Genomic DNA, 23,870 nt, shown 5'->3' on the forward strand with positions numbered 1-23,870 from the left:
CTCCGGGTCGGCTCCCAGGATAGACCGCCCGGCCGACATCCGGCCGCCGCCGGCGGCGCCCCGGACACGCGAACGGCCGCCGGAGTCGCGGCGGACTCCGGCGGCCGTGCGGTCGGCCCCCGCCGTGCCGGGCTGGGCACGGGCGGCGGACCTACTCCTTGATGGTGGGCATCATCCCGGTGATCGCCTCGGCGTCCTGGGGCACCGGGTCGGGCAGCAGCGGACGCAGGCGGCCCCGGATCTCCCGGGCGATCTCCTCCGCGGACTCCCGCGCGTCGACCACCAGGTACCGGGAGGGGTCGCGCTCGGCGAGCTCGCGGAAGCCCTGGCGCACGCGCGTGTGGAACTCCTCCGACTCGGCCTCCATGCGGTCGGTGCTGCCGCCCAGCCGCGCCAGCCCCTGGTCCGGCGGGATGTCCAGGAGGACGGTCAGGTGCGGAGCCAGGTCCTCGGTCGCCCACTCGTTGACGCGCTCGATCTCGTCGCGGGCGAGCTCGCGTCCGGCGCCCTGGTAGGCCAGCGTGGAGTCGACATAGCGGTCGCTGATGACGATCGCGCCCCGGCGCAGCGCGGGCAGGATCACCGACGAGACGTGCTCGGCGCGGTCGGCCGCGTACAGCAGCGCCTCGGCGCGCGCGGACATCCCGGTGTGCTCGCGGTCCAGCAGCAGGGCGCGCAGCCGCATCCCCAGCTTCGTGGAGCCGGGCTCGCGGGTGGTCACGACCTCGAAGCCCTCTTCACGCAGCCACACCGACAGTCGGCCGGTCTGGGTCGACTTGCCGGCGCCCTCGCCGCCCTCCAGGACGATGAAGGTCCCGGGCAGGCGGCTCTCCTCCGGGGCAGCCTCGGCGCTGGGCAGCGGCACCCCGCGCAGCGCGGCGAACAGCTCCTTGCCCAGCGGGGCCTCGCCGCCGATGTCGACCCGGCGGTAGGTGATCAGCGAGGCCAGGACCACCAGCACGCCCGCGATCAGCAGGACCGCGCCGGTGCCCAGGAACGCGTAGTCGAGGTCGCCGAAGCCGAGGGTGTGGTCGCCGACGACCGCGGCGACCAGCGGAGCCGCGACCACCGCGACGAGCAGCTCGGTACGGGCCACCGCGTCGAGGTAGCCCAGCGTGCGGGTGCGGATGTCGTCTTCCAGCTCCTGGTGGAGCAGGGTCACGCCGGTCACCCAGGTGATCCCCGCGGCGCCGCCGACCAGCGCGACCAGCACCGCGGCCATGACCATGTTCGGGATCAGGCCGGCGGCCAGCAGGGCGAGGGCGGCGACCACCATGCTCACCGAGAACAGCCGGGGGCGGCTGAGGTGGTGCAGGATGCGCGGGCCGGCGACCATGCCCAGGCCCATCCCCGCGAAGACGGCGGCGAAGAGCACCCCGAACCCGGCGTTGCCGGCTCCCAGGGTCGTCACGTGCAGCCGGGCGACGCCGACCACGGCGGCCACGGCGGGGAACACGCTGACCATGCCGCCCAGCAGGCCCCGCACGAACGGGGTGGTGCCGGCGAACCGGCCGCCCTGCCACACGGTGCGCAGCAGGTTCTCCGGCCGGTACCGCCGCTCCGCCGCGGGCCGGGCCGCGGCCGAGCGTTCGGCGGCCGCGCCGCTCGCGGACGGGCCGGCGGAGCGGGCCTCCTCGGGCTGCGGCGCGGGCGCCATCTCGGCGGTGGCCTCGTTGTCCGCCGCCGGGGTGCCGGTGGCGATCGGCGCCGTGCGCTCGTTGTCGGCGGCGCTCTGGGTGGACTGCAGCTGCGCGGTGGCCTCGTCGTCGGCCGACCGGCCGGCGGCGATCGGCGACGTGCGCTCGTTGTCGGCCGCCTCCGGCGGCGCGGAGCCGGCCGGAGCCGCCGAGGACCGGGCCTGGTTCGCGCCGGGACCGGTGGGCGCCGGGGTCGGCGAGGCCTCCACCAGCCTCCTGCGCGGCTTGGGCATCACCCAGGCGGCCAGTGCGGCCGCGAGGAACGCGACCCCGGCCGTGTACAGCGCCGCGTCGGCCTGCGGGGCGAAGAAGGCGCCGTCGGGGCGCCCGCCGCCACCGGGCAGCAGCGCGCCCAGCAGCCAGCTCAGCGACGCCAGCGCCGCGAACAGCGCGCCGGCCACGGGAGCGGCCCCGTAGGACGTCAGCACGCCCAGCCGGATCGCGCGGTCCAGCTTGCGCTTGGGCACCGCCTCGGCGAGCGCGGCGTCCTTGGCCGGAGTCCAGGCCAGGGCCGCGAGCTCGGCGAGGAAGCCGGCGATGAGCAGCCAGTCCAGGCGGCCCGCGAGCGGGATGGACAGGTAGAGGAGGGCGCGGGCGGCGTCGGCTGCGGCCATCGTCATCCGCCGGTCGAACCGATCGGCCAGCAGGCCGGCCAGCGGGCTCAGCAGCAGCGGGGGCGCGAGCTTGACCGCGGCCGCGCCGGCGACGGCGTAGGCGCGGATCAGGGGGTCGGAGTCGGCGGTCAGTGCGGCGGCCAGGGAGAGGAGGACGAGCAGGCCGAGCCAGTCGCCGAGGCTCGACAGCGACAGCGCGGCCCACAGGCGGCGCAACGGCTTGCTGCTGGACAGGACGCCGCGCGTCTCGCCCGGTGCTCCTAGGGGGGCAGATCTGCTCATAGCGATGAAGGTATCGACTGTTCTGGTGCTGGGAAGGTGGGCTTTGGGCCCCGATCGGTCCGGGACGGAAAAAGGACCGGCCGTGCTGCGGGCGCAGTCGCCAGCCTAGTGCGAAACATGAGAAGGGCGATAGCTCGCTCGGCAACAGCGGGATCCGGGGCCCCGCGCCTCGCGCCGCGCGGCGTTCAAGGAGCGTTCGCGGCACTGTAGCGCCGGGCGAACCGGGGCGCCACCCCCGCACCGGCGCAAACGGGCGCGTCCGGCGCCGCTGCCGATACGGGTGCGGGCGCCGACCTGGAGGGGGGCGGTGGCGACGGCGGGCGTGAATTGTCCGTCACACCGTGCGGCCCGCCCACCGGATTCCTGGAGGCGGCGGCCTGCGGCTCCTCCGGCGCGCGGCGAGGGGCGGTGCCGCGCCGGAAGCGGCCGACCCCGGTCGGCGGTCGTGCCGGGAGCGGCCGCGCGGCGCCTCGCGGGGGCGGCGCGGGTCGCTCCCGGACCGGGTCAGGACTGCGACGTGCCGCCCTTGGGCGTTCCGTCCTTCCCGCCCGAACGCGCGCCGGTACCGGCGGTGCTCTTCTTGGTCGCGGTCTTCTTCGTACCCGCCGTCTTGGCCGAGGACTTGCCCGAGGACTTGGCCGCGCCGGAGGTCCCGGCGGCCGACTTGCCCGACGAGGACTTCTTGGCCGGGGCCTTCGCGCGCCGCTCCGCGAGCAGCTCGCCGGCGCGCGCGTCGGTGATCGCGTCGACCTCGTCGCCCTTGCGCAGTGAGGCGTTGGTCTCGCCGTCGGTCACGTAGGGGCCGAAGCGGCCGTCCTTGACCACCATCGGCTTGCCGGTCTCGGGGTCGTTGCCCAGCTCGCGCAGCGGGGCCGAGGCGGCGGCGCGGCGGCCGCGCTGCTTGGGCTGGGCGAACAGCTCCTGCGCCTTCTCCACGGTGACCGTGAAGATCTGGTCCTCGGTCTCCAGCGAGCGGCTGTCGGTGCCCTTGCGCAGGTAGGGGCCGAAGCGGCCGTTCTGCGCGGTGACCTGCTCACCGTCGATCTCGCCCACCACCCGCGGCAGGGACAGCAGCTTCAGCGCGTCCTCCAGCTCGATGGTGTCCAGCGACATCGACTTCAGCAGCGACGCGGTGCGCGGCTTGGGCGCGTTCTTGGCCTTGGACTTGGCCGGCTTGGCGCCGCCCGAGGCCGACGGGGCCTCCTGGTCCTCCAGCACCTCGGTGACGTAGGGGCCGAACCTGCCGTTGCGCGCGACGATGCGCCGCCCGGTCTCGGGGTCGGTGCCCAGCTCGCGGTCGCCGCTGGGCTGGGCGAACAGCTCCTCGGCCTTCTCCAGCGTGAGCTCGTCGGGCGCAAGGTCCTCGGGCACGTTCACCCGCTGGCCGTCGCTCTCGCGCTCCATGTAGGGGCCGTAGCGGCCCACACGGATCATGATGTCGGTGCCCTGCAGCGGGAAGGAGCTGACCTCCTTCGGGTCGATCTCGCTGAGCTGGTCGCCCACCAGCTCCTTGAGCCCGGCCTCCTCCTCGGCGCCGTAGTAGAACCGGCGCAGCCACGGCACGCTCTCGGCCTCGCCGCGGGCGATGCCGTCGAGCATGTCCTCCATGCGCGCGGTGAAGTCGTAGTCGACCAGGTTGCCGAAGTGCCGCTCCAGCAGCTGGACCACCGCGAACGCCAGGAAGGAGGGCACCAGCGCCGATCCCTTCCGGAACACGTAGCCGCGGTCCAGGATGGTGCCGATGATCGACGCGTAGGTGGAGGGCCGGCCGATCTCGCGGTCCTCCAGCTCCTTGACCAGGCTGGCCTCGGTGTAGCGCGCCGGAGGACGGGTGCTGTGGCCCTCGGCCGCGATGTCCTCGGCCTTGAGCGGGTCGTCCTCCTCCAGCGGCGGCAGGCGGCGCTCGCGGTCGTCGAGCTCGGCCTCGGGGTCGTCGGACCCCTCGACGTAGGCCTTGAGGAAGCCGTGGAAGGTGATGACCTTGCCGGTGGCGCTGAACTCGGCCGACTCGCCGGCGGTGGAGGTGCCGACGACCTTAACGGTCACCGACTCGCCCACCGCGTCCTTCATCTGCGAGGCGACGGTGCGCTTCCAGATCAGCTCGTAGAGGCGGAACTCCGCGCCGCTCAGGCCGGTCTCGGCGGGCGTGCGGAAGCTGTCGCCGGCCGGGCGGATCGCCTCGTGGGCCTCCTGGGCGTTCTTGACCTTGCTGGAGTACACGCGCGGCTTGGCGGGCACGTAGTCGGCGCCGTAGAGCCGGGTGGCCTGGTCGCGGGCCGCGGCGATCGCGCTCTCCGACAGCGTGGTGCTGTCGGTGCGCATGTAGGTGATGAAGCCGTTCTCGTACAGCCGCTGCGCCACCTGCATAGTCTGCTTGGAGGACAGGCTCAGCTTGCGCGAGGCCTCCTGCTGGAGCGTGGTGGTGCGGAAGGGCGCGTAGGGCGAGCGCTTGTAGGGCTTGCGCTCCACCGAGCTGACCGCGAAGTCGCTGCCGGACAGCCGCTGGACCAGGCCGCGCGCGGCCTCCTCGTCCAGGTGCAGCACGCCCGAGCCCGAGCGCAGCTCACCCGAGGAGGTGAAGTCGCGGCCCACCGCCACCCGGGCTCCGTCGACGCTTGCGAGCGCGGCGGTGAAGGTGGCGGGGTCGTCGCCCGCGCCGCGGCCCACGGTGTCGAAGACGGCCTTCAGACCCCAGTAGTCGGCGGAGACGAAGCTGATGCGCTCCCGTTCGCGCTCGACGACCAGGCGTGTGGCCACCGACTGCACGCGCCCCGCCGAGAGCTTGGGGACCATCACCTTCTTCCACAGCACCGGCGAGACCTCGTAGCCGTAGAGGCGGTCGAGGACGCGGCGGGTCTCCTGGGCGTCGACCAGCCGCAGGTTCAGGTCGCGGGTGTTCTCGGCGGCGTGGCGGATGGCGTCCTTGGTGATCTCGTTGAACACCATGCGGCGCACGGGCACCTTGGGCTTGAGCTCCTCGCGCAGGTGCCAGGCGATGGCCTCGCCCTCGCGGTCCTCATCTGTGGCGAGGTAGAGCTCGTCGGCCTCGGCGAGCAGCTCCTTCAGCCGCTTGACGTGCGGCTTCTTCTCCGGGTTGACCACGTAGAGGGGCTCGAAGTCGCGGTCGACGTTCACCCCGAGGCGCGCCCACGGCTCGCTCTTGTAGCGGGCCGGGATCTCGGCGGCCTTGGTGGGCAGGTCGCGGATGTGGCCGATGCTGGACTCCACGACGTATCCCCGGCCCAGGTAGCCGGCGATGGTCTTGGCCTTGGCGGGCGACTCGACGATGACCAGCCGGTTTCGGTCCTGCTGCCCGGTGTCCTTGGAGCCGTTCTCGCCGGCGCTGCCCTTCTTGGGTGGCACGCTGCTCCCCTACATCTCGCCTTGCGCTGTCTGTGCGACCGGTCAACGGGTCCGCCAGCCATCGGAATTCCCAGCCACTGACGGTAACCGACGGCGACGGGATTCGCTCCCCCGAGACGGCGCGTACCGGCCGGCACCGTCGCGAGCGGGCCCGCTGCCCGGTGGGGACCGGTGGTTCACGTGTACGAACGGTATGGCACGAACACCGTCGGCGGTCGCAGAATAAGAAGGATGCTCGAGTACGAATACCGCGAGATCCGCTTTCCACGCGGCACCTCGCGCAGCGCCACCCGTCAGGCGCTGACCGAACAGGCCGAGTACGGGAAGTGGGAACTTGCCCGGGTACGCCTGTTTCCCGACGGAAGCCGCCGCGTGACGCTGCGTCGGAAGATCCTCCGACAGCTCCGCCCGATGTGATTTACACCACACTTGGCTCGACGCACCGGTAACCGCGACGGCGGTGGCCGGATCCGGCCCGCCGACCGACCGCCGCGGTTCCCGGCGCCCGGCGCCGGGAACCGGCCTGCCCACACCCGCCCCGGTGCGCCGCCCACCGGGGCGGATCCGCCGGGTTCCGGCCGCGGCCGCCGCCGGCCGGGGCGCCTGCGCGCCCGGCCGGGGCGCCCAGCGGAGATCACACTTGTGCCGTCGCGCACACGCGAGCGGCGAGCCCCCTCGGAAGCTCCGAGAGGGCCGCCGCTGCGGCCGGTCGGCTCCCCCGATGTCCACCACGACATCCTTACTGGCGGGAGAGCGCGCCCGGCCGCATGCCGGTCCATCACGGAAGCCCCGAAAGGACTCGCCGCTCCAGCGACGCGGCCGCCGTCCCGGCTCTCCCGATGTCCACCACGACATCCTTACTGGCGGGAGAGCACCGCACCGGCCGCGCGCCGGTCCATCTCCTACTTCTCCGCGGCCCGCCGCCACCCGGCCTGCGCCGGGAGGGGCCGCGAACCGGCCTAGAGGCCCAGGTCGGTGCCGACCCGGTTCTCGACCTGGTCGACGGGCTCGGCCTGCGTGGCCTGGCCGGTGGCCTCGGCCAGGCCGCTCAGCTCGGCGGGAGCGACATCGGAGGCCTCGGGCACCTCGGCGGGCACCTGCGCCTCGACGGCCTGCGAGCCCGGCACCTCCGCGTTGAGCGGCAGCACACCGGACGGGTCGGGCAGCTCGTTGCGCAGCGGCAGCTGCTCGGTCACCTTGTCGGCGACCTCGGAGGCCTCGGGCAGCGTGCCCGCGGCCTGGGGCACCGTCTCGTGAGAGGTGTGCCGGACGTCGTGGCCGACGCCCTCCACCACTGCGGCACCGTCGCCGTGGGACGCCGCGCCCGCGGTGCCCAGCACCGCGCCGACCGCGTTGCCCGAGACGTTCACCGGCACGTCGCCGTCCAGGACGGCCTGGTTGCCGCCGAGCAGCGAGCCGTTGCCCGAGGTCGTGATGTCGTCGCCGCCCTTGTCGACGACGACCGCACCCGCGTCGTGGGAGGCCGCACCGGCGACGCCGCCGACGGCGCCGACCGCGTTGCCCGACACGTTCACCGGGACGTCCAGGTCGCCCACCAGCTGGTTGCCGCCGAGCAGCGAGCCGTTGCCGGAGGTCATGATGTCGTCGCCGCCGTGGCCCGCACGCTGGTGCAGCACGGGGCCCGCGTCGACCGAGTTGGGGCTGAGGTGCAGCGGGCGGCCCAGGTTGGCCCACTCCAGCAGGCCGGTGGACTCGCCGGGCGCTGCCTGGTGGACGTGGTAGCCGTCGTGGCCGTTGTCGTGGTGGCCGTGGCGGTGCCCGCCGTCCTCGACCACCAGGGCGCCGGTGTCCTCCGAGGCCGCTCCGGCGATCCCGGCGACCGCGCCCACGGCGTTGCCCGACGCGTTCACGGGGATGTCCAGGTCGGCCACGAGCTGGTTGGCGCTGGCCAGCGCCCCGTTGCCGCTGGAGCTGATCGTGTCGCCGCCCATGTGGTGGTGGCCGCCGTCGCCCTCGACGACCGCCGAGCCGCTGCCGTGGGAGGCGGCGCCCGCGGTGCCCAGCACCGCGCCGACCGCGTTGCCCGAGACGTTCACGGGCACGTCGCCGTCCAGGACGGCCTGGTTGCCGCTGAGCAGCGAGCCGTTGCCCGAGGTGTGCGGCCCGCTGCCGCCGTGGTCGACGACCGCGGCGCCGTCGTGCTCGGACTTGGCTCCGGCGATCCCGCCGACCGCGCCCACGGCGTTGCCCGACACGTTCACCGGCAGGTCCAGGTTGCCCACCAGCTGGTTGCCGCTCAGCGCGGAGCCGTTCCCGCTGGTGGTGGGGTGGCTGTCGGCGAAGGAGACGCCGGCGCCCATGGCCGCGAAGCCGGCCGTGAGCACGGCCGCCTTGGCGGTGGTGCGAACCCACTTGTGCATGTGGGATTCCTTTCGAGACGAATGTGCAGCTTTACGAGATGGATGTAGCGAGGACCCGGCGCCCGCGCCCCTGGGTGGGGCGCCGGCTTCCGTGTCCGGAGGCGTTCCGCGGCTGCGCACCTGGGGGGTACGGGCTACGCGGAGCGCGGGGCGTGCCCCCGCCCGGCGCCAGGAGGGCGCCCGGCGGGCGGCGCACACCGGACCAGCTCCCTCTGGTTCGAGGAGGCTGACGTGAGTCCCGCGGCGTGGCCGCACCGCGGGGCTCGCGTCAACCCCCCGGTCCGAGGACCGGGGAGCCGAGCCGGTCAGGACGAGCGGCCGGCCTTGCGGCGGACGAGGGCCAGCACGCCCAGGCCGGCGAGCACCGCGCCGACGCCGGCCGCCAGCAGCGGCAGCAGCCCGGCGCCGGTGACCGGCAGGCCGCCGTCGCTCACCGGGGGCGCGCTCGGGCCCTCGGGCGGGGTGGTCCCGTGGTCCGGAGGAGTCGTCTCGTACTCGGGCGGGGTCGTCTTGTCGTCCGGCGGGCTGGTCTTGTCGTCCGGCGGGCTGGTCTTGTCGTCGGGCGGCGTGGTCTCGTCGTCCGGCGGGGTGGTCTCGTCGTCCGGCGGGCTGGTCTTGTCGTCGGGCGGGGTCGGCTCGCTCTCCTTCTTCCCCTCCCCCTCGCAGTCGGCGCCCGCGTTGCCGGCGACGCCGATGGCGTTGCCGCACGCGTTCACCGGGACGTCGGCGTCGACGCCGGCCTGGTTGCCGCCGCCGATGGAGCCGTTTCCGCTGGTCGTGGTGTCGCCCTCGGACCCCGAGACCGACGCTCCGCTACCGGAGCCGCCGGACCCGGTGGAGGCGCCGCTGCCCTCGCACTTGGCTCCGGCCGTGCCGAGGACGGCGATGGCGTTGCCGCACAGGTTGACGGGGACGTCGGCGTCGGCGCCCAGCTGGTTGCCGCCGAGGACGGAGCCGTTCCCGCTGGTGGTGGTGTCGGCGTGGGCGAGCGGCGCGGCGGAGAGGAGTCCGGCCGCCGCGAGGGCGGCGAGGGCCGTGGTGGTTTTCCTGGACATATGGCCATTCCTTGGGAAGTCGGGCTGAGACTGGATCGCTTCGGACAGCCGAGCGGGCGAGCGGGAACCGTCGGACCGCGTCGGCAGGCTGGCGGAGCGGGCGCCGGTGATGGCGGGGCGCGAGAAAGCGCGCCGCGGTCAGGCGTGCCCGGAAGGCACGCCGGAGCGGCGCGTACTAGTCAGGCGAGAAAGACGGGTCGTCGGCTGTGTAGCGGACGACCACGGCCGGGTCCTCCGGCAGCGCGACACGCTGGGCGACGAGCCGAAGCGTGTGGCCGCGGCTCATCAGGAAGCCGGCGGGCGCGGCGGGGACCGGCGAGGGCGACACCGTACCGGTGGAGTCGGAGGTGTCGTGCCAGGACGCTCCGGTCAGCGGGGCGCCGGAGTCGGCGGAGTCCGCGGACGGCTCCGCTCCGGTGTGCTCCGCTTCGGCAGCGGCGGCGGGCACGGCCCGGGTCAGGGCGTGCTGTGCGGGACGCGCCTGGGAGGCGCCGTCCTCGGCTGCGGACTCCTCGGTCTTGGCGGCCTCGGAGCCGCGGCGGCCGGGGCCCTCGCCCCGGTCGCCGGCGGGACCGTGCGGGACGAGCGTCGCGGAGACGCCGTCGAGTCCGCCGATTCCCTCGATTCCGGTCCGCGGGCCCTCCTGGATGGTCTTCTCCAGTCGGCCCTGGATGCGGCCGGTGTCGCCGACGAGGCCGTCGGAGACCGCTCCCGCGAGCTCGGAATCGGCGAGCGAGCCTTCGCCCAGCGAGCCCTCCGCGAACCCGCCGACCTCGCGGCCGGCGTTCACGGTGCCGGCGACGACCTCGCCCGTGCCCTGCGCGGTGGTCTCCACCACGTCGCGGGCTCCGGCGCCGGCTGCGCCGGCGGCCTCGGTCACGCCGCCGGGCTGGGCCACCGAATCGAGCGCCGCCACCCCGGTCCCGGCGGCGCCGCCCCGTCCGGCGGCGTCGGCGCGGCCCGCGGCGGCTTCCGGCGCGTCATCGGCGGTGTGCCTGGTGGTGTGCTCGTCGGCGTGACCGGTCTCCTGCGGTGCGGTGCCGGCGATGCCGCCGGCCTCGGACGCGACCGCGGCGACGGGTTCGAGGCCCGGGCCGGGAAGGTCGTCCGCGGCGGCCGCGGCTCCACCGAGGAGCCATCCGGCGGCGGCCAGGCCGGTCAGCAGACCTGCCCGGCGCAGGGTGCGCCCCGCTGCGCGGCAGCACGCGAGAGCGGGGCGACCCCGCCTCATGCGACCTGCCTGCACCATGGACAACCCTTCGCTCTGCGGCGAACACCGGATGGAAGCTGGGATGCGGCGTCACCCGCCGCACGGAGGGGTTCGCAAAGAGTGATCACCTGCGAACCGAAAGTCACCGTAACATCACCGAGGGCGATGTGAAGTGCAAAACCCGGGGAACCGGCCGCGGTTTTTTCCGGTGCCGGTTCCCCGGGGCGACAAAGGGGGCGAAGGGCGCATCGCGGCGCCGGTCCGCCCCGGACCTGGGGCGACCGCGCGCCCCGGTTGCCGCCGGGCGCCGGGCGGCGGGGCGGAGCGGGCGGTGCGAACGGGTGCGGGGTCGCGGGGTGGCGGGCCGGGGGACGGCCGGCCGCGAGTGTGTCGCGAACGGGGTCAGCTCATGCCGATGAACCTGTCGAGGACCCGGACCCCGAACCGGAGGCCGTCGACGGGCACCCGCTCGTCGACACCGTGGAACATGCCGGCGAAGTTGAGCTCCGGAGGCAGGCGCAGCGGCGCGAAGCCGTAGTTGCGGATACCCAGCGACTGGAAGCTCTTGGCGTCGGTGCCGCCGGAGAGGCAGTAGGGCACGGCCTTGGCTCCGGGGTCCTCGGCCAGCAGCGACTCCGACATCGCGGAGACGATCCCGCCTTCGAACTCGGTCTCGACCGACGGCAGGTGGTGGATGAACTCGCGGCTCACGTTGGGGCCGAGGAGCCGGTCGATCTCGGCGAAGTACTCCTCTTCCAGGCCCGGCAGGAAACGCCCGTCGACCTGCGCCGTTGCCGCGCCGGGGATGACGTTGGCCTTGTAGCCGCCGTCGAGCACCGTGGGGTTGACGGTGTGGCGCAGCGTGGCGCCGATCATGCTGGCCACCGACCCCAGGCGGGCGACCGTCGCCTCGGCGTCGTTCTCGTCGAACTCGATGCCGAACTCGGCGCAGACCTCCTCCAGGAAGGTGCGCACAGTCTTGGTCAGGTGGATGGGGAAGCGGTGCCGGCCCAGGCGGGCGACGGCGTCGGCGAGCTCGGTGACGGCGTTGTCGTCGTTGGTCATCGACCCGTGCCCGGCGGTGCCGCGGGCGATCAGCCGCATCCAGGCGATGCCCTTCTCCGCGGTCTCGACCAGGTACAGCCGCCGGTTCTCCGCGACCGTGACGCTGAACCCGCCGACCTCGCTGATCGCCTCGCTGCAGTCGGCGAACAGCTCGGGGTGGCGGTCCACCAGCCACCGGGCGCCCCATGTGCCGCCGGCCTCCTCGTCGGCGAGGAACGCGAGCACGATGTCCCGCGGCGGACGCCGCCCTTCGCGCATGCGCCGGCGCAGCACGGCGAGGACCATGGCGTCCATGTCCTTCATGTCGACGGCGCCCCGCCCCCAGACGCACCCGTCGACGATCTCGCCGCCGAACGGGTCGTGCGTCCAGTCGGCGGCGTCGGCGGGGACCACGTCCAGATGCCCGTGCACCAGCAGCGGCGCCCGCCCGGAGTCCTCCCCGGGCACCCGCGCCACGACGCTGCTGCGCCCGGGATGCGATTCGTAGACGGTCGGCTCGATCCCGACCTCGTCGAGCTTCTCGGCGACGTACTCCGCGGCCGCCCGCTCACCGGGCCCGGAGTGGTCACCGTAGTTGGACGTATCGATGGCGATGAGCTCCCGGCACAGATCCACGACCTCGCGCTCGGCAGCGCTCACCTCGTCACCAACCCCCACCATGACGCGAACCGCCTCCTCTCCACCACGGACTTCCACGCTGACCCTTCCATGCTCCCCCACGAGCAGAAAACGATGTCCGAGCGGCCCCGGACCTTTGCTATGGTTAACCCAGCCCGCGCACCGAGCGCAGGGCCGCTACGTCCGGGTGGCGGAATAGGTAGACGCGCTAGCTTGAGGTGCTAGTGCCCGTTAAGGGCATGGGGGTTCAAGTCCCCCCTCGGACACGAACCATTTCCCCATAAGCGGGTACTGGCCCGGCTCGGGCGCCTCGACGAGGTCGCTTTGGGACGGGCCTTTCGCGTGTTCGGCCCCGACAACCTCCCACGTCGCCGTGTCACACACGACCGCCAGCTCGTTCGCGCGCAAATACCGGGCGATACCGAGCGAGTCGCGCCCGGGAAGGCCGAGGGCAATAGCCTCCAGGAGACGGTCCTCGCGCAAGTACAGGCTCTTCTTCCGGATGACGCCGCGCGGCCGGGAACTGCTGTATGCGTGGCGGCACCGATACCCCGCCCGCCCATTGAGCCAGTGCGCATCCATCCGCCGACCGCAGACCCCACACACCAGCAGCCCCGCGAACACGTACTCGCGCGCGCTGCCGTCCTTGGTCGGACGAGCCTTTCGCACCGCCTGGGCCGCCACGAACTCCCCCTCGCTCACCAGCGCCGGATGCGCCGCCTCCTTCGACACCGCCCACTCCTCCCGGCCAGGGCGCCCCGCCCCGCTATCCGGCGAGCGCGCGCCCGAGCGCTGCCAGACCTGGCGGCCGGTATAGCGAGGGTTGGCCAGGATCGCCGCCAGCACCCGGTACCGGCACCGCAACACCTCCCGCTGCGACTGCGCCCCCAGCACCCGCATCAACACCGCATGCTCCGGATCGGACAGGTCCACCAGTCCCCCGGCCTCCGGTAACCACACCCGCACCCCGCATCCCGCCAACTTGGCCACGACCTCCTCGAACTGGCCGCCAGCGAACGCCCGCTCGTACTCGCCCACCACCACCGCGTCGAATGGCCGCCCGCTCTGGGCAGCCGCCGCCGGCAGCGCGGCCGCCTGCGGACGCTGCTCCCACGCCACCTGCCGCGAACACCCCGCGTCGAAGAACTCCGCCACGATGCCGCCGTAGTCGGCGATCACCTCCTCGGCGGCCTCACGCTGCCACCCACGTGAAGAGTCCCGGTCCTGGAACTCCACCGTGGACGTGCGCCCGTAGAACGCGAACCGCACCCCGGGCGGCCGGACCGCATGCCGGCTACGCCGGTCCTTGCACCGACCACGACTGATCCACCGCCGCAGCTCATCGGGCCCCTGCGCTGCTCGCCCCGCCATACCGCCCCTTCCACTGAACCGGGTCCTTACCCCCTGAACGGAGCGCATGGCCGTCTATGACGGTGTATCCCGATCCGCTTCCCAAGACTCCGCAGGGCACCGTCGAAACATGAGCCGAAGGTTCTCTGATGCGGCGCCACACACTGCCGCTGCTGAAGACGCGGACCTGCTGCTGTCGATCCCTAAACCGACGCCGCGCAGAATCGGCGCTTCGCGAGCGATCGGCACCTATCTCCTATAGAGACGGCGAACGTGCTGACGTCACTGGAGGGTTCCACCGCCGAGGCCGCCGTCGGCATGATCGTCAGACCGGGTGCCGGCCTGCATCCTAGGCTGTGCCTATGGCCTGCGATGCTGACCCAGACACCGGTTCCGACCGCTCGGACGTCTCCGTACAGGACGCGGCAACGTCCCGCAGCACAGGCGAGCCGACATCGATCACCAGCCTGCTCGCCGCGCTGCGCTCTTCAGGCGACCCGTCCGACCGACCCGCGCCCGCCTCACGGCGGCGGCCGCGCCGCGACGACGCCGCGACCTACCGGGTGCGGGTGGAGATCACGGGGACGAAACCGCCGCTCTACCGCCGCTTGGAGCTGGCCTCCGACCTGTTCCTCAACGAGGTGCACGACATCCTGCAAGCCGTGTTCGCCTGGCAGGATTACCACCTGTACCGCTTCGCCTGCGACTCCGACTACTACAGCGACGAGACCGAGCGCTACTTCTGCCCGTTCGAGGCCGACGAGGGCGAGATGGGCATTCCCGCGGAGCAGGTGCGCCTCGACGAGGTCCTCGCCGAGACAGGTGACCGGCTGTTCTACATCTACGACTTCGGCGACGACTGGCAGCACCGGCTCACTCTGCAAGCCGTACTGCCGCGCGCCGAGGACGCCCCACGCGCGGTGTGCACCGCAGGCAAGCGCCCCGCACCGGCCGAAGACTGCGGCGGCATCGGCGGCTATGAGTTCCTGGCCGCGGCCACCGACCCCGGCCACCGCGACCACACCGCGGCCCTCGCCGAATACCGCGCCGCCTTCGGAGTCGAGTCCGACCCCGACGACTTCGCCCCCACACCGTTCGACATCGACGCGACCAACACCGCCCTGACCGCGCTGTTCACCCCTCCCCCGGACGACCTTCCCAAACCCCTCGCCGATCTGATGGCCGCCGCGGTCGACCCCACCACCGAACGCCGCCTCAAGGAGCTGTTCCTTCAGGCCCACCTGGACCAACCCGCCGACATCGACCCAACGGCCGCGGCAGCGATGGTGCACCCCTATTCCTGGCTGCTGGACCACATCGGCGCCGAAGGCATCAAACTCACCGGCGCCGGCTACCTACCGCCCGCCAGCGTCGAGGCCGCAGCGGCGGAACTCGGCCTGAACGAAAAGGGGATCGGCAAGCTCAACCGGGAGAGCTTGACCTACCCGGTGTTCCACCTGCGCACATCGGCTCAGGACGTGGGACTGCTCCGCAAGCACCGGGGCCGGCTCCTGCGTACCGCCGCGGGCCAGCAGGCCGCAGGCGACCCCGCGGCCCTGTGGAACCACCTGGCCCAGCGCCTGCCGCCGACGACCCGACACGCGCACGCACGCCAGGCCGGACTCCTCGTCCTCCTCGCCGTCGCCGCCGAGCGCAGCGACGGTTTCCAGCTCGTCGCCGACCTCCTCAACGGGCTCGGCTGGCGTCTGGAGGACCACACCCCGGTCGGCCCCGTCGAGGCCTTCCACTCCGCCCGCGACACCACCGACATCCTGAACCGCATCGGCGCCACCGAAACCGCCGGGGCGTTTTGGCACCTGCGCGCCCTCCCCCACGGCCCCGCCTTCGCCCGTACCGCCCTGCGCTCCTGGACCGGCTGACGGGATCTCGACGACCCCGCCCTCGACCGGCACGAAACCAGCACCGCCGAGCCCGGAGAGTCGCCACCGGGACGACACACCACCGCAAGAGAGGAAGGGCCCTGCTCTACCGTTTCCCTCAACGGACAGCGTTTTCTCCCACTGCGCCGGTAAGGTGCAACTGTGGTGAAACCGGGCAAAGCCGAACTCGAAAAGTTGGTGGAGCAGGCCGTCGTCGACGCCTACGGCGAGGACGAGCAGTTCACGGCCCTCCAAACTGCGATCGAGGACAACCTCGCCGTCCCGTTCCAGACCACCGTCCTCGGTGTCGAGGTGACCGTCGCGAAGATCGACCTGGTACCCGGTAGCGACATCGTGGCGATCTGCACCCGCGGCAAGCACCGCCAGGCGATCGGCATCCTCGACCTGCCGCTGCCCACTCCGGCCCCGCCCGGCGCAGAATGGGTCGAGGCCTACCGGAACTGGGCCCGGTGAAAGCGCGGCGACGATGAGCGAATACCAGTACTACGAATTCCTGGCCGTCGACCTGCCCCTGGACGAGCGGCAACAGGCCGAAGTCCGCGCCGTGTCCACACGGGCCCGGATTACCCCCACGAGCTTCACCAACGAGTACCACTGGGGCGACTTCCGCGGCGACCCGCACACCCTGATGCAGCGCTACTACGACGCCCACCTCTACCTCGCCAACTGGGGCACCCACCGGGTCATGCTGCGCCTTCCCCTCGCCCCCCTCGAACCCGAGACCGTCGAGCCGTACCGCATCGACCCCTACGTGGACGCCTGGACCACCACGGAACACCTCATCCTCGATCTGACCAGCGAAGCCGAAGAAGAGGACTGGGATCCGGAGACCGAGGTGTCCCTGTCGGCCATCGTGGGTGTCCGCGCCGAACTCGCCGCCGGCGACCTGCGGCCGCTCTACCTGGCCTGGCTGGCCGGCTCCGGCACGTGGGAACGCGACGAGGTCGCCTTCGACTACGACGAGGAGGAGGACGAAGGCGAACCGCCGGTGCCCGCCGGTCTGGGCAACCTCACCACGCCGCAGCGGGCCCTTGCCGATTTCCTTCGCCTTGACCCCGCCCTTCTCGCGATCGCCGCCCAGGCCAGCCCACCTCTGACGGCGAGCGGAGCCGACCGGCGCGAACTGGCCCGGTGGATCAGCGGCCTGCCCACTAGGGAAAAGGAGACGCTCCTGGTCCGCACCGCCCAAGGCCACGGTGCACGGGTCGGGATGGAGTTGCTGCGCCGATTCCGCGGCGAGCCCGGCAGCCTCCGCGACGACGCCCGTCCCCGCCGCTCGGTGGCCGAACTGCTGGATGCCGCCGCAACCACCCGTCAGGAGCGCCGACGGCACGCCGAAGCCGCCCACGCCGAAGAGGAAGCCCGCCGCGCACACGAACAGGCGCTGGCCCGCGAGAAGCGACTCGACGCCCTGGCCCGCGACCACGAGGCAGCCTGGGAGCGCGTCGACGCACTGATCCACACCCGCAGGCAGAGCGACTACGACGCAGCCGTCGATCTCCTCGATGGTCTGCGGGAGGTCGCCGAGCGTGTCGGCCAGACCGACGAGTTCGCGCAGCGATTGTCCCGACTCCGCAAGGAGCATCGACGCAAACCCAGCCTCATCGCCCGGTTCGATCGGGCGGGGCTCAGCGCCGCGTCACCACCTGATGGTGTGGCTCGCTGAAGCGCACCTGCGCCGGCGGTGAGTGCAAGCGTCCCCGAACCCACGTGTGGGGCCGTAGGTACCGAACCGGGCGGTAGCGACTCTCCATGGAAGCACTATTGCGACTATAAGTTCTCCTCATGCTAGAGTCTGGCCATGACGAACATCGAAGTCAGTCGCGATACCTATGCGAGGCTCTCCGCAATCGCCACGTGGGAAGGGATATCCGCAGGAGAGGTGGTTGCCCGCCTCCTCGACCGGAGGCCCGAGCCGAAGCCCCGAGAGCATGGCCGCATCTCGGTGCACGCCGTCTACAGACAGGTCCGCGTCGAGGGAACGTACGACCCGAACACCCACACGGTGACAATCGAGTCCGCCCCGTGGAACGGCGAGGAGTTCGCCAAACCCAGCGCGGCCGCCATCGCGGTCGTCACTCACTACAACCCGGCACGCAACGCCAACACCAACGGCTGGCGGTTCTGGCGGGTGAGCGACACCGGAAAGCTCCTGGACTCGCTCCGCGACACGTAGCACACACGGGCGGGGCACCACAGGCTTATGCAGCGCCTCCTCCTGAGCGGACTCCTCTGATCCGGATCCGCTTGCCTCCGGAACTTCGCACAGCCTTGCCAGCGGATGTCACGCGGCGTGTTGACTCGGCTGCGACGGCTCACCGGCACGACTCCTCCGCACTCCGCATGGCGTCGCGCGATGGGACGGACGGACTCACGGAAATCCTTGAACAGATCACATACCCATCAAAACTAAGACTACTATCCTTTAATAGAGGACAGTCCCATGAAAGGAAAAACCGCTGATGGCAAGGTGGGAGGAAGCCCACTGGGAGTCCAGCGTGGACGCTGGCCTACCGCGCTCCGCGCGACGCTCGGGGCCGTACCAGCGGTACGTTCCCGACACCATCGACGGCTTCGCGCTGGGTGTCGACGGAGGGCTCTCGCGTGAGGTCACCGCGATCGAACGAAACATCCGCGCCCTCAACGATCTGGGGGCGGAGAATCTGGCCGGCATCGCACGATTCCTACTGCGTTCCGAGGCGATCGCCAGCTCGCGCATCGAAGGCATCTCCCCATCGGCACAGCAGGTCGCCCTCGCTGAGCTGGGTCAGTCTGAGGCCATCCGCGGTGTAAGCGAACAGGCGCAAGTCGTGGCCAACAATATGACGATCGTGCGGCAGTCGACGACCGAGCTCGTCGAGGTCGACACCTTGACGGTCGACCACGTCGTGGGGCTCCACCAGTCGCTGCTTCCCGACCAGCCGCAGCACCACGGCCTGCGCACAGTGCAGAACTGGATCGGCGGCTCGAACTGGAGCCCGGTCGGAGCGGACTTCGTCCCGCCGGACCCCGACCGGGTACCCGAACTGATGGCCGACCTCATCGACTACATGAACGGGGCCGCCCATGCTCCGTTGATCCAAGCCGCTGTCGTCCATGCGCAATTTGAGACGATCCACCCCTTCACCGACGGCAACGGACGCGTGGGCCGTGCGCTCATCCACACAGTCCTCGCCCGCCGCGGACTGACCGAACGCGCCGTTCTACCCATCAGCCTTGTACTCGCCACCCTGCGAGACGCCTACATCACCGGACTGAACTCGTACCGCCACGATGCGCCTGCTGCCGGCGTGAACGCGAGTGCATCTATCAACGGATGGCTGTCGACCTTCGTTCAGGCCTCCGCTGTCGCTGTCGAACAGTCGCGGACGCTCGTGGAACAGATCGAAGAGCTCCGTTCTGACTGGACCAGCCGCTTGTCGACCCATCGAGAATCCGTCGGCCTGCGCGCAACACCGCGCGCGGATTCAGCCGCTGCGCGCTTGCTGCGCCAACTGCCCGAGGCGCCTGTAGTTACAGCAACCACCTTGTCGAAGATCCTCAACATCTCGTTCCCCGCAGCGAGTGCCGCCCTGGATGAGCTGAAGCGGGCGGGGATCCTGGGGACCAAGTCGATTGAACGCGGGGCCACCGCCTACCTCGCCCGCGAGGTGCTCGATCTGATCACACTGACGGAGCGCGCCCTGGCGAGCACGAAGTTCGACACTCGTACTACACCTCCGAACCGCCCGGTTCCGGCCCGTCCGAATAACTGATCGCGGTACCTATATCGCTGCCCCAGCGAAGCGTCCTTGCTGTCCCCACTGCTTGATCAGCCGGCCCCAGCGGTCCTTGTGGTCGAAGTGGGACGCGATCTCGCGGCCGGTGGGTAGCGAGCTGTCCTCGCCGCGGCTGTCTAACACCCAGTGAGCGCTTTTCATCGTGTTTCGCGTAGTTGAAGGACCAGCACCGCCCAGGCGATCTCGGTGGCGCGGTGCGGGCAGCACCGCAGGCGGCGCAGGATCCGCCAGTTCTTGAGCTGGGCCATCGCGCGTTCCGCCCGGGCTGCGCAGGCGCGCGTGGGTGCGGTTGGCCCCACTCGGGCTTGTTCCGCCCCTTGAACGGGGTGAGCGAATAGCCCGCATACCCCTTGTCGCCCAGCCCGAGCAGGCCGGCGGCCGCGATCCGCTGCCCGATGCGCCACACCCGCGCGGCGCGGGTGTCGTGCACCGCACCCGGCAGCGCACCGGAGACTCACACGGGATCACCGTTCGGTGTGGCGACGACCTGGGCATTCATTCTGTGGTGGCGGTGCTTTCCCGAGTAGAAGGGGCAATCGGCCGCCAGCCGGGTCGCAGGCGATGAGCGTGCCGTCGAGGGCGCCGCGACGAGGTCGCCTCGGGACGGGCCTTTCGCGTGTTCGGGCCCGGCACTCCCACGGCACCGTGTCACAGGACCACCCGCATTGCTCACGCCCATGCCGCGCGATACCGAGCGGGTCGCGCCCGTGTGGTTCGAGGGCAAGGGCCGCCAAGAGACGGTCCTCGCGCACGTACAGGCTCTTCTGCCGGACGACGCCGGGCCCGTGGTCGGCGGGCCGCCGTGCGTCAGAGCTGTTCGGGCCGCTGCGAATCGGCGGAATGCCAGGGCCGGTCGGCGCGGGTGGCGCGGGAATCAGCGCTGACACGCACAGCGTGCACCACGGCGTCGCCGTGGGCCTCCGCCGTGCCGAGGTAGGTGTGGCCGGTCAGGTGGCACCAGGCGGGAAGGTCCAGCGGTGCGGCCGGGTCCGTGGTAATCACGTGCACGACGGAGCCCGCCGGCCGCTCGGCGATGCGGTCACGCAACCGGATCAGCAGCACCACGCAGACCAGCCCGGTACCGTCCACGACCGATCCGGGCCCGGGCAGCGGCGTCGGACCGCTCACCGGGGGCGCCGCTGGGTGATGCGCCAGAGGCGACGCGGCAGGCCGCCCTCCTCGAAGGCATGGACCTCGATGAGGTCCCAACCCTGGGCGAGGCGCTCGACCAGCTCCCGGGAGAAGAAGTGCACGGCGAAGCCGCCGTGCTCGAAGATGTCATCGCCGTGGGCGGTTCCGGCCCCGTAGTGGGCGTCGCCGGTGTGGCGGACGGTGTAGACGAACGTCCCGCCCGGACGCAGCACACGCGCGACCTCGCCCGCCAAGGCGGAGATCTCGGCAGTGGAGAGGGCCATGCACAGCAGCATGTGCGCGAACACACCGTCCACGCTCTGTGCGGCCAGTGGCAGCGGGTCGCGTGCGTCGTGGGCCACGGTCGCGAGATGGCCGGTGAGCTGTTGGGCCTCGGCGTCCTGCTGGAGCTGGTCCAGTCCGCTCTGGCTGATGTCGGTTGCGGTGACGCGCAAGCCCGTGCGGGCGAAGTAAAGGGCGTCGCGCCCGTGGCCCGCACCCAATTCCAGCACCTCGCGTGCTCCCGCCTCGGCGAAGACCGCGGCGGCGTGCACGGCCGGGGCCGAGGGCTCGTGGCCGTACATGCGCAGATGGCCGGCGTAGGTGTGCTGCCAGTGCTTGCGCTGCTGGTCGGCCAGTTCCGGGTCAGAACCGGTGGGCATGGCGGCCTCCTGCGGGTCGAAGACGTGTCGGCGGATATCGGGTGTCGGGCCGCGTCAGCCGGCCCGGTGGCGGGTGCGCCAGGCGGCGAAGGGCACGATCGCCAGCGCGAGCACGCCCCCGCCCACGGCCAGGACGGGGAAACCCGCCGCGGCGACCACGATGCCGCTGAGCATTCCGCCGCTCGCACCGGCCAGGGCCACACCCACATCCACCGCTCCCTGGGTGCGCGCCCGCGTAGCCGCATCGGCGGCGTCGGTGACCATCGCGGTACCGGCGACCAGCCCGAAGTTCCAGCCCAGTCCCAGCAGAGCCAGCGCCGTCGCAAGCACCGACACCGACTCCACCGGTGCGGCCGCCCCCACCAGGCCGGCCGCAAGCAGGGTGACGCCGGCGGCGACCAGCACTGGTTTGCGGCCAACACGGTCCACCAGGACCCCGGTCACCGGCGAGGGCAGATACATGAAGGCGATGTGCACGGCGATGACCAGCCCGGTGGCGCCAAGGCCGTGGCCGTGGGCCTGCATGTGGATGGGGGTCATCGTCATGATGGCCAGCATCACGAGCTGAGTGAGCACCATCGCGCCCCCGCCCAGGGCGACCCCCGGGTTGAACCGCGCGGGCGCGGGCTCCGGGGCCGGGGATGCAGGCTCGGGCGCGCCGGCGCCCGCGGGCGTCAGGGCGATGTGCCGGGCGTGCAGCAGCGGGTCGGGCCGCAGGAACACCCACAGCACCAGGGCGGCCAGGCCGTAGGCGGCCGCGGCCAGCACGAACGGACCCGCCAGTGCCGGTGCCCCGACGACCCTGCCCAGGGGCTGGGTGGCCTCGGTGAGGTTGGGTCCGGCCACCGCGCCCAGGGTGGTGGCGACCAGCACGGTGCTGATCGCACGCCCCCGCCGATGCGGTGGGGCCAGGTCGGCGCCGGCGTAGCGGGCCTGCAGATTGGTGGCCGTACCCGCGCCGTAGACGAGCAGCGCGGCGAAGAACAGCCCGATGCTGTCCACTGCGGCCGCGGCGACCACCCCCGCGCCGCCCGCGGCACCGGCGGCATAACCCCAGACGAGGCCGGTTCGCCGCCCCCGGCGGTGGGAGACCCGGCCCACCAGGAACGCCGCACCGGCCGAGCCCAGGGTGAACAGGGCGGCGGGCAGCCCGGCCAGGCTGCTGGTCTCCAGCATCTGTTGGGCCAGCAGTGCGCCGACCGTGACCCCGGCGGCCAGGCCGGCGCCGCCCAGAACTTGGGCGGCGGCCACGGTGATCAGAGTGCGGCGCTGGAGGGCAGTGGGAAAGGCATTGGTATCGCGGGGATCCGAGGCGGTGGCGGCCATGTGCGCGTTCCTTCCAAGGGGCAGGTCGGCGTTTGATGCCCTGGTCATGCGGATGCGGTGTGCACGGGCCGCCCGGAGGCGCGCCACTCCAGCAGTCCTTCGTTGAGGCGGTAGGCGCGGCGGCCGTGGGAGCGCAGGACGCGCACCGCATCGACCGCCATCACGCAGTAGTCGCCGCGGCAGTAGGCCACGATGTCGGTGTCCTCGGGCAGCTCGTCCAGGCGGCGGGTCAGCTCGTCGACGGGGATCGACACCGCCCCGGGCAGGTGGCCCGCGGCGAACTCGGCCTCGGGGCGCACGTCCAGCACCAGGACGCTGCCCTTTTCCAGGCGGGCCAGCAGTTCGGCGCGGTCGACCTCTTCGATTTCGCCTTGGCCGGGGCCGGAGAAGTGCTCCCAGGCCCGTTCGACCTCGGCCAGATGGGTGCCGGCGACCTTCTGCACCAACGAGAGCAGCGCGGCGACGTCGTCGCCGGCCAGCGCGTAGAAGACGTGGTTCTTCACGCGGCGGGTGCGCACCAGCTGCGCGCGTTTGAGGGTCTGCAGGTGCGCCGAAGCGGTCGAGACGCCCAACCCCAGGGTCTCGGCCAGCGACTCCACCGAGCGCTCGCCTTGGGCCAGCAGATCCAGCATCTGCAAGCGGGTGCCGCTGCCCAGCGCTTTGCCGACCCGAGCGAACCCGCCCCACAGCTCGGCGCGCCCCGCCTCCCGAGCATCTGTTCCACTATTCATTGGAATAGCGTATCTGATCGAAGGCCGTAGGGGTGTTCGGCCGCTGCGGGCCCGGATCGTGCGGCTGCACGCCACCGAGCAAATGCGCACCTGCCACTTCACGAGCACACCGGCGCCCGGCAGACGACCGTCAGCCACCACCTGCGGCTGCTGTGCGGGGCGGGACTCGTCCAGCCCGAATCCCGCGGCCGCTACACCTAACTACCGGCTGCACCCGGAGGTCATCGTCGCGGCCGCCGAGGGCCTGCGCGACCTCGCCGCCCAGGCGGTCGACGTTCGGGATCGCTACCGTCCCTGCTGAAGCACGCCTCCGCACCGCACCGGCGACCAGCGCACCCGGCAGTGCATTCGACGGCACGGAAACGGGGTAAGGCGCGAGGGGAACTCCCGGACATTTCGTCAAGTTTTTAAACAGGAAAGGTAAAGCGCGACGTCCATCGCAACGTGAATCCGGGGCCTCGGCGCGGAGCACAACGTCGAGTTTGACGTTGTTCCTCCGTTTTTGTGTTTCTTTGCCTACTTTCGGGTAGTCGTCGCGCGAAGGGATACCGGCCCTCTGCTGCCGGGCAGGGGTGCGGTGAAATCGCCACATTGAAGTGTCGGACCCCGGCGCAGTGATCGCTCGTCGGCTGCAGCCCTGAACGCGGCGCCCGTCGCGGCGGAGCCACGACCCGTTGCCCGGGCGCCGGTGCAGGGCAACGCTAC

The 23,870-nt window shown here is 71.9% G+C and carries 18 protein-coding genes, 1 tRNA gene and 1 pseudogene; 8 read left to right on the top strand and 12 right to left on the bottom strand.

Annotated features, from left to right (window positions below):
* Window positions 1-151: 151 nt before the first annotated feature.
* Both tmk and topA read right to left on the bottom strand, forming a co-directional pair.
* A complete protein-coding gene (tmk, locus tag ABD284_RS03320; protein WP_344140820.1) occupies window positions 152-2,593 on the bottom strand; it encodes a dTMP kinase in 2,442 nt (813 codons plus the stop codon).
* A gap of 504 nt (window positions 2,594-3,097) precedes the next feature.
* Complete coding sequence (topA, locus tag ABD284_RS03325; RefSeq protein ID WP_344140821.1) at window positions 3,098-5,956, bottom strand: type I DNA topoisomerase; 2,859 nt, start codon at window positions 5,954-5,956, stop codon at window positions 3,098-3,100.
* Window positions 5,957-6,187: 231 nt separating this feature from the next.
* On the opposite strand from topA, the gene ABD284_RS03330 reads away from it, so the two are divergent.
* Window positions 6,188-6,373: a DUF5703 family protein gene (locus ABD284_RS03330; protein ID WP_311543013.1), complete on the top strand. Its 186-nt coding sequence runs from the start codon at window positions 6,188-6,190 to the stop codon at window positions 6,371-6,373.
* A gap of 542 nt (window positions 6,374-6,915) precedes the next feature.
* On the opposite strand, the gene ABD284_RS03335 is transcribed toward ABD284_RS03330, so the two are convergent.
* From ABD284_RS03335 to ABD284_RS03350, 4 genes are all read right to left on the bottom strand, one after another.
* Complete coding sequence (locus tag ABD284_RS03335) at window positions 6,916-8,337, bottom strand: hypothetical protein (protein WP_344140823.1); 1,422 nt, start codon at window positions 8,335-8,337, stop codon at window positions 6,916-6,918.
* 305 nt (window positions 8,338-8,642) lie between these two features.
* Complete coding sequence (locus ABD284_RS03340; protein ID WP_344140824.1) at window positions 8,643-9,392, bottom strand: chaplin family protein; 750 nt, start codon at window positions 9,390-9,392, stop codon at window positions 8,643-8,645.
* Between the two features lie 175 nt (window positions 9,393-9,567).
* Window positions 9,568-10,623: a hypothetical protein gene (locus tag ABD284_RS03345; RefSeq protein WP_344140826.1), complete on the bottom strand. Its 1,056-nt coding sequence runs from the start codon at window positions 10,621-10,623 to the stop codon at window positions 9,568-9,570.
* 381 nt (window positions 10,624-11,004) lie between these two features.
* Window positions 11,005-12,327 carry a M20/M25/M40 family metallo-hydrolase gene (locus tag ABD284_RS03350; protein WP_344140827.1) on the bottom strand — a complete coding sequence of 441 codons (1,323 nt, stop codon included), beginning with the start codon at window positions 12,325-12,327 and terminating at the stop codon, window positions 11,005-11,007.
* Window positions 12,328-12,466: 139 nt separating this feature from the next.
* Between ABD284_RS03350 and ABD284_RS03355 the strand changes: the two genes are divergently transcribed.
* A tRNA-Leu gene (locus tag ABD284_RS03355) sits at window positions 12,467-12,551 on the top strand.
* Here ABD284_RS03355 and ABD284_RS03360 read toward each other — a convergent pair.
* Complete coding sequence (locus tag ABD284_RS03360; protein ID WP_344140828.1) at window positions 12,517-13,521, bottom strand: recombinase family protein; 1,005 nt, start codon at window positions 13,519-13,521, stop codon at window positions 12,517-12,519. The genes ABD284_RS03355 and ABD284_RS03360 overlap by 35 nt on opposite strands.
* Window positions 13,522-13,997: 476 nt before the next feature.
* Between ABD284_RS03360 and ABD284_RS03365 the strand changes: the two genes are divergently transcribed.
* From ABD284_RS03365 to ABD284_RS03385, 5 genes are all read left to right on the top strand, one after another.
* Window positions 13,998-15,515 (top strand): plasmid pRiA4b ORF-3 family protein, encoded by a 1,518-nt coding sequence (locus tag ABD284_RS03365; RefSeq protein ID WP_344140829.1) that lies wholly within the window; start codon window positions 13,998-14,000, stop codon window positions 15,513-15,515.
* Window positions 15,516-15,680: 165 nt separating this feature from the next.
* Window positions 15,681-15,989 (top strand): hypothetical protein, encoded by a 309-nt coding sequence (locus ABD284_RS03370; protein WP_344140830.1) that lies wholly within the window; start codon window positions 15,681-15,683, stop codon window positions 15,987-15,989.
* A gap of 13 nt (window positions 15,990-16,002) precedes the next feature.
* On the top strand, window positions 16,003-17,202 hold the full coding sequence (locus ABD284_RS03375) for a hypothetical protein (RefSeq protein ID WP_344140831.1): 1,200 nt from the start codon (window positions 16,003-16,005) through the stop codon (window positions 17,200-17,202).
* A 135-nt stretch (window positions 17,203-17,337) separates the two neighbouring features.
* Entirely contained in the window at window positions 17,338-17,712 is a 375-nt protein-coding gene (locus ABD284_RS03380) for a hypothetical protein (RefSeq protein WP_344140832.1), read from the top strand.
* A 286-nt stretch (window positions 17,713-17,998) separates the two neighbouring features.
* Window positions 17,999-19,291 carry a Fic family protein gene (locus ABD284_RS03385; protein ID WP_344140834.1) on the top strand — a complete coding sequence of 431 codons (1,293 nt, stop codon included), beginning with the start codon at window positions 17,999-18,001 and terminating at the stop codon, window positions 19,289-19,291.
* A 161-nt stretch (window positions 19,292-19,452) separates the two neighbouring features.
* On the opposite strand, the pseudogene ABD284_RS03390 reads toward ABD284_RS03385, so the two are convergent.
* The 5 genes and pseudogenes from ABD284_RS03390 to ABD284_RS03410 all read right to left on the bottom strand — a co-directional run.
* Window positions 19,453-19,893, bottom strand: a pseudogene (locus tag ABD284_RS03390) (transposase family protein); the annotation flags it as partial.
* Window positions 19,894-20,122: 229 nt separating this feature from the next.
* On the bottom strand, window positions 20,123-20,443 hold the full coding sequence (locus tag ABD284_RS03395) for a sulfurtransferase TusA family protein (RefSeq protein ID WP_344140835.1): 321 nt from the start codon (window positions 20,441-20,443) through the stop codon (window positions 20,123-20,125).
* Complete coding sequence (locus ABD284_RS03400) at window positions 20,440-21,108, bottom strand: class I SAM-dependent methyltransferase (RefSeq protein ID WP_344140836.1); 669 nt, start codon at window positions 21,106-21,108, stop codon at window positions 20,440-20,442. Before ABD284_RS03400 ends, ABD284_RS03395 begins: the two co-directional genes overlap by 4 nt.
* A 54-nt stretch (window positions 21,109-21,162) precedes the next feature.
* Entirely contained in the window at window positions 21,163-22,434 is a 1,272-nt protein-coding gene (locus ABD284_RS03405; RefSeq protein WP_344140837.1) for an MFS transporter, read from the bottom strand.
* A gap of 44 nt (window positions 22,435-22,478) precedes the next feature.
* On the bottom strand, window positions 22,479-23,165 hold the full coding sequence (locus ABD284_RS03410; RefSeq protein WP_344140838.1) for an ArsR/SmtB family transcription factor: 687 nt from the start codon (window positions 23,163-23,165) through the stop codon (window positions 22,479-22,481).
* Window positions 23,166-23,255: 90 nt separating this feature from the next.
* On the opposite strand from ABD284_RS03410, the gene ABD284_RS03415 reads away from it, so the two are divergent.
* Entirely contained in the window at window positions 23,256-23,366 is a 111-nt protein-coding gene (locus ABD284_RS03415; RefSeq protein WP_344141469.1) for an ArsR family transcriptional regulator, read from the top strand.
* Window positions 23,367-23,870: the final 504 nt, after the last annotated feature.

This window comes from Streptomonospora arabica (assembly GCF_039531585.1).
GTDB classification, from domain to species: domain Bacteria; phylum Actinomycetota; class Actinomycetes; order Streptosporangiales; family Streptosporangiaceae; genus Streptomonospora; species Streptomonospora halophila.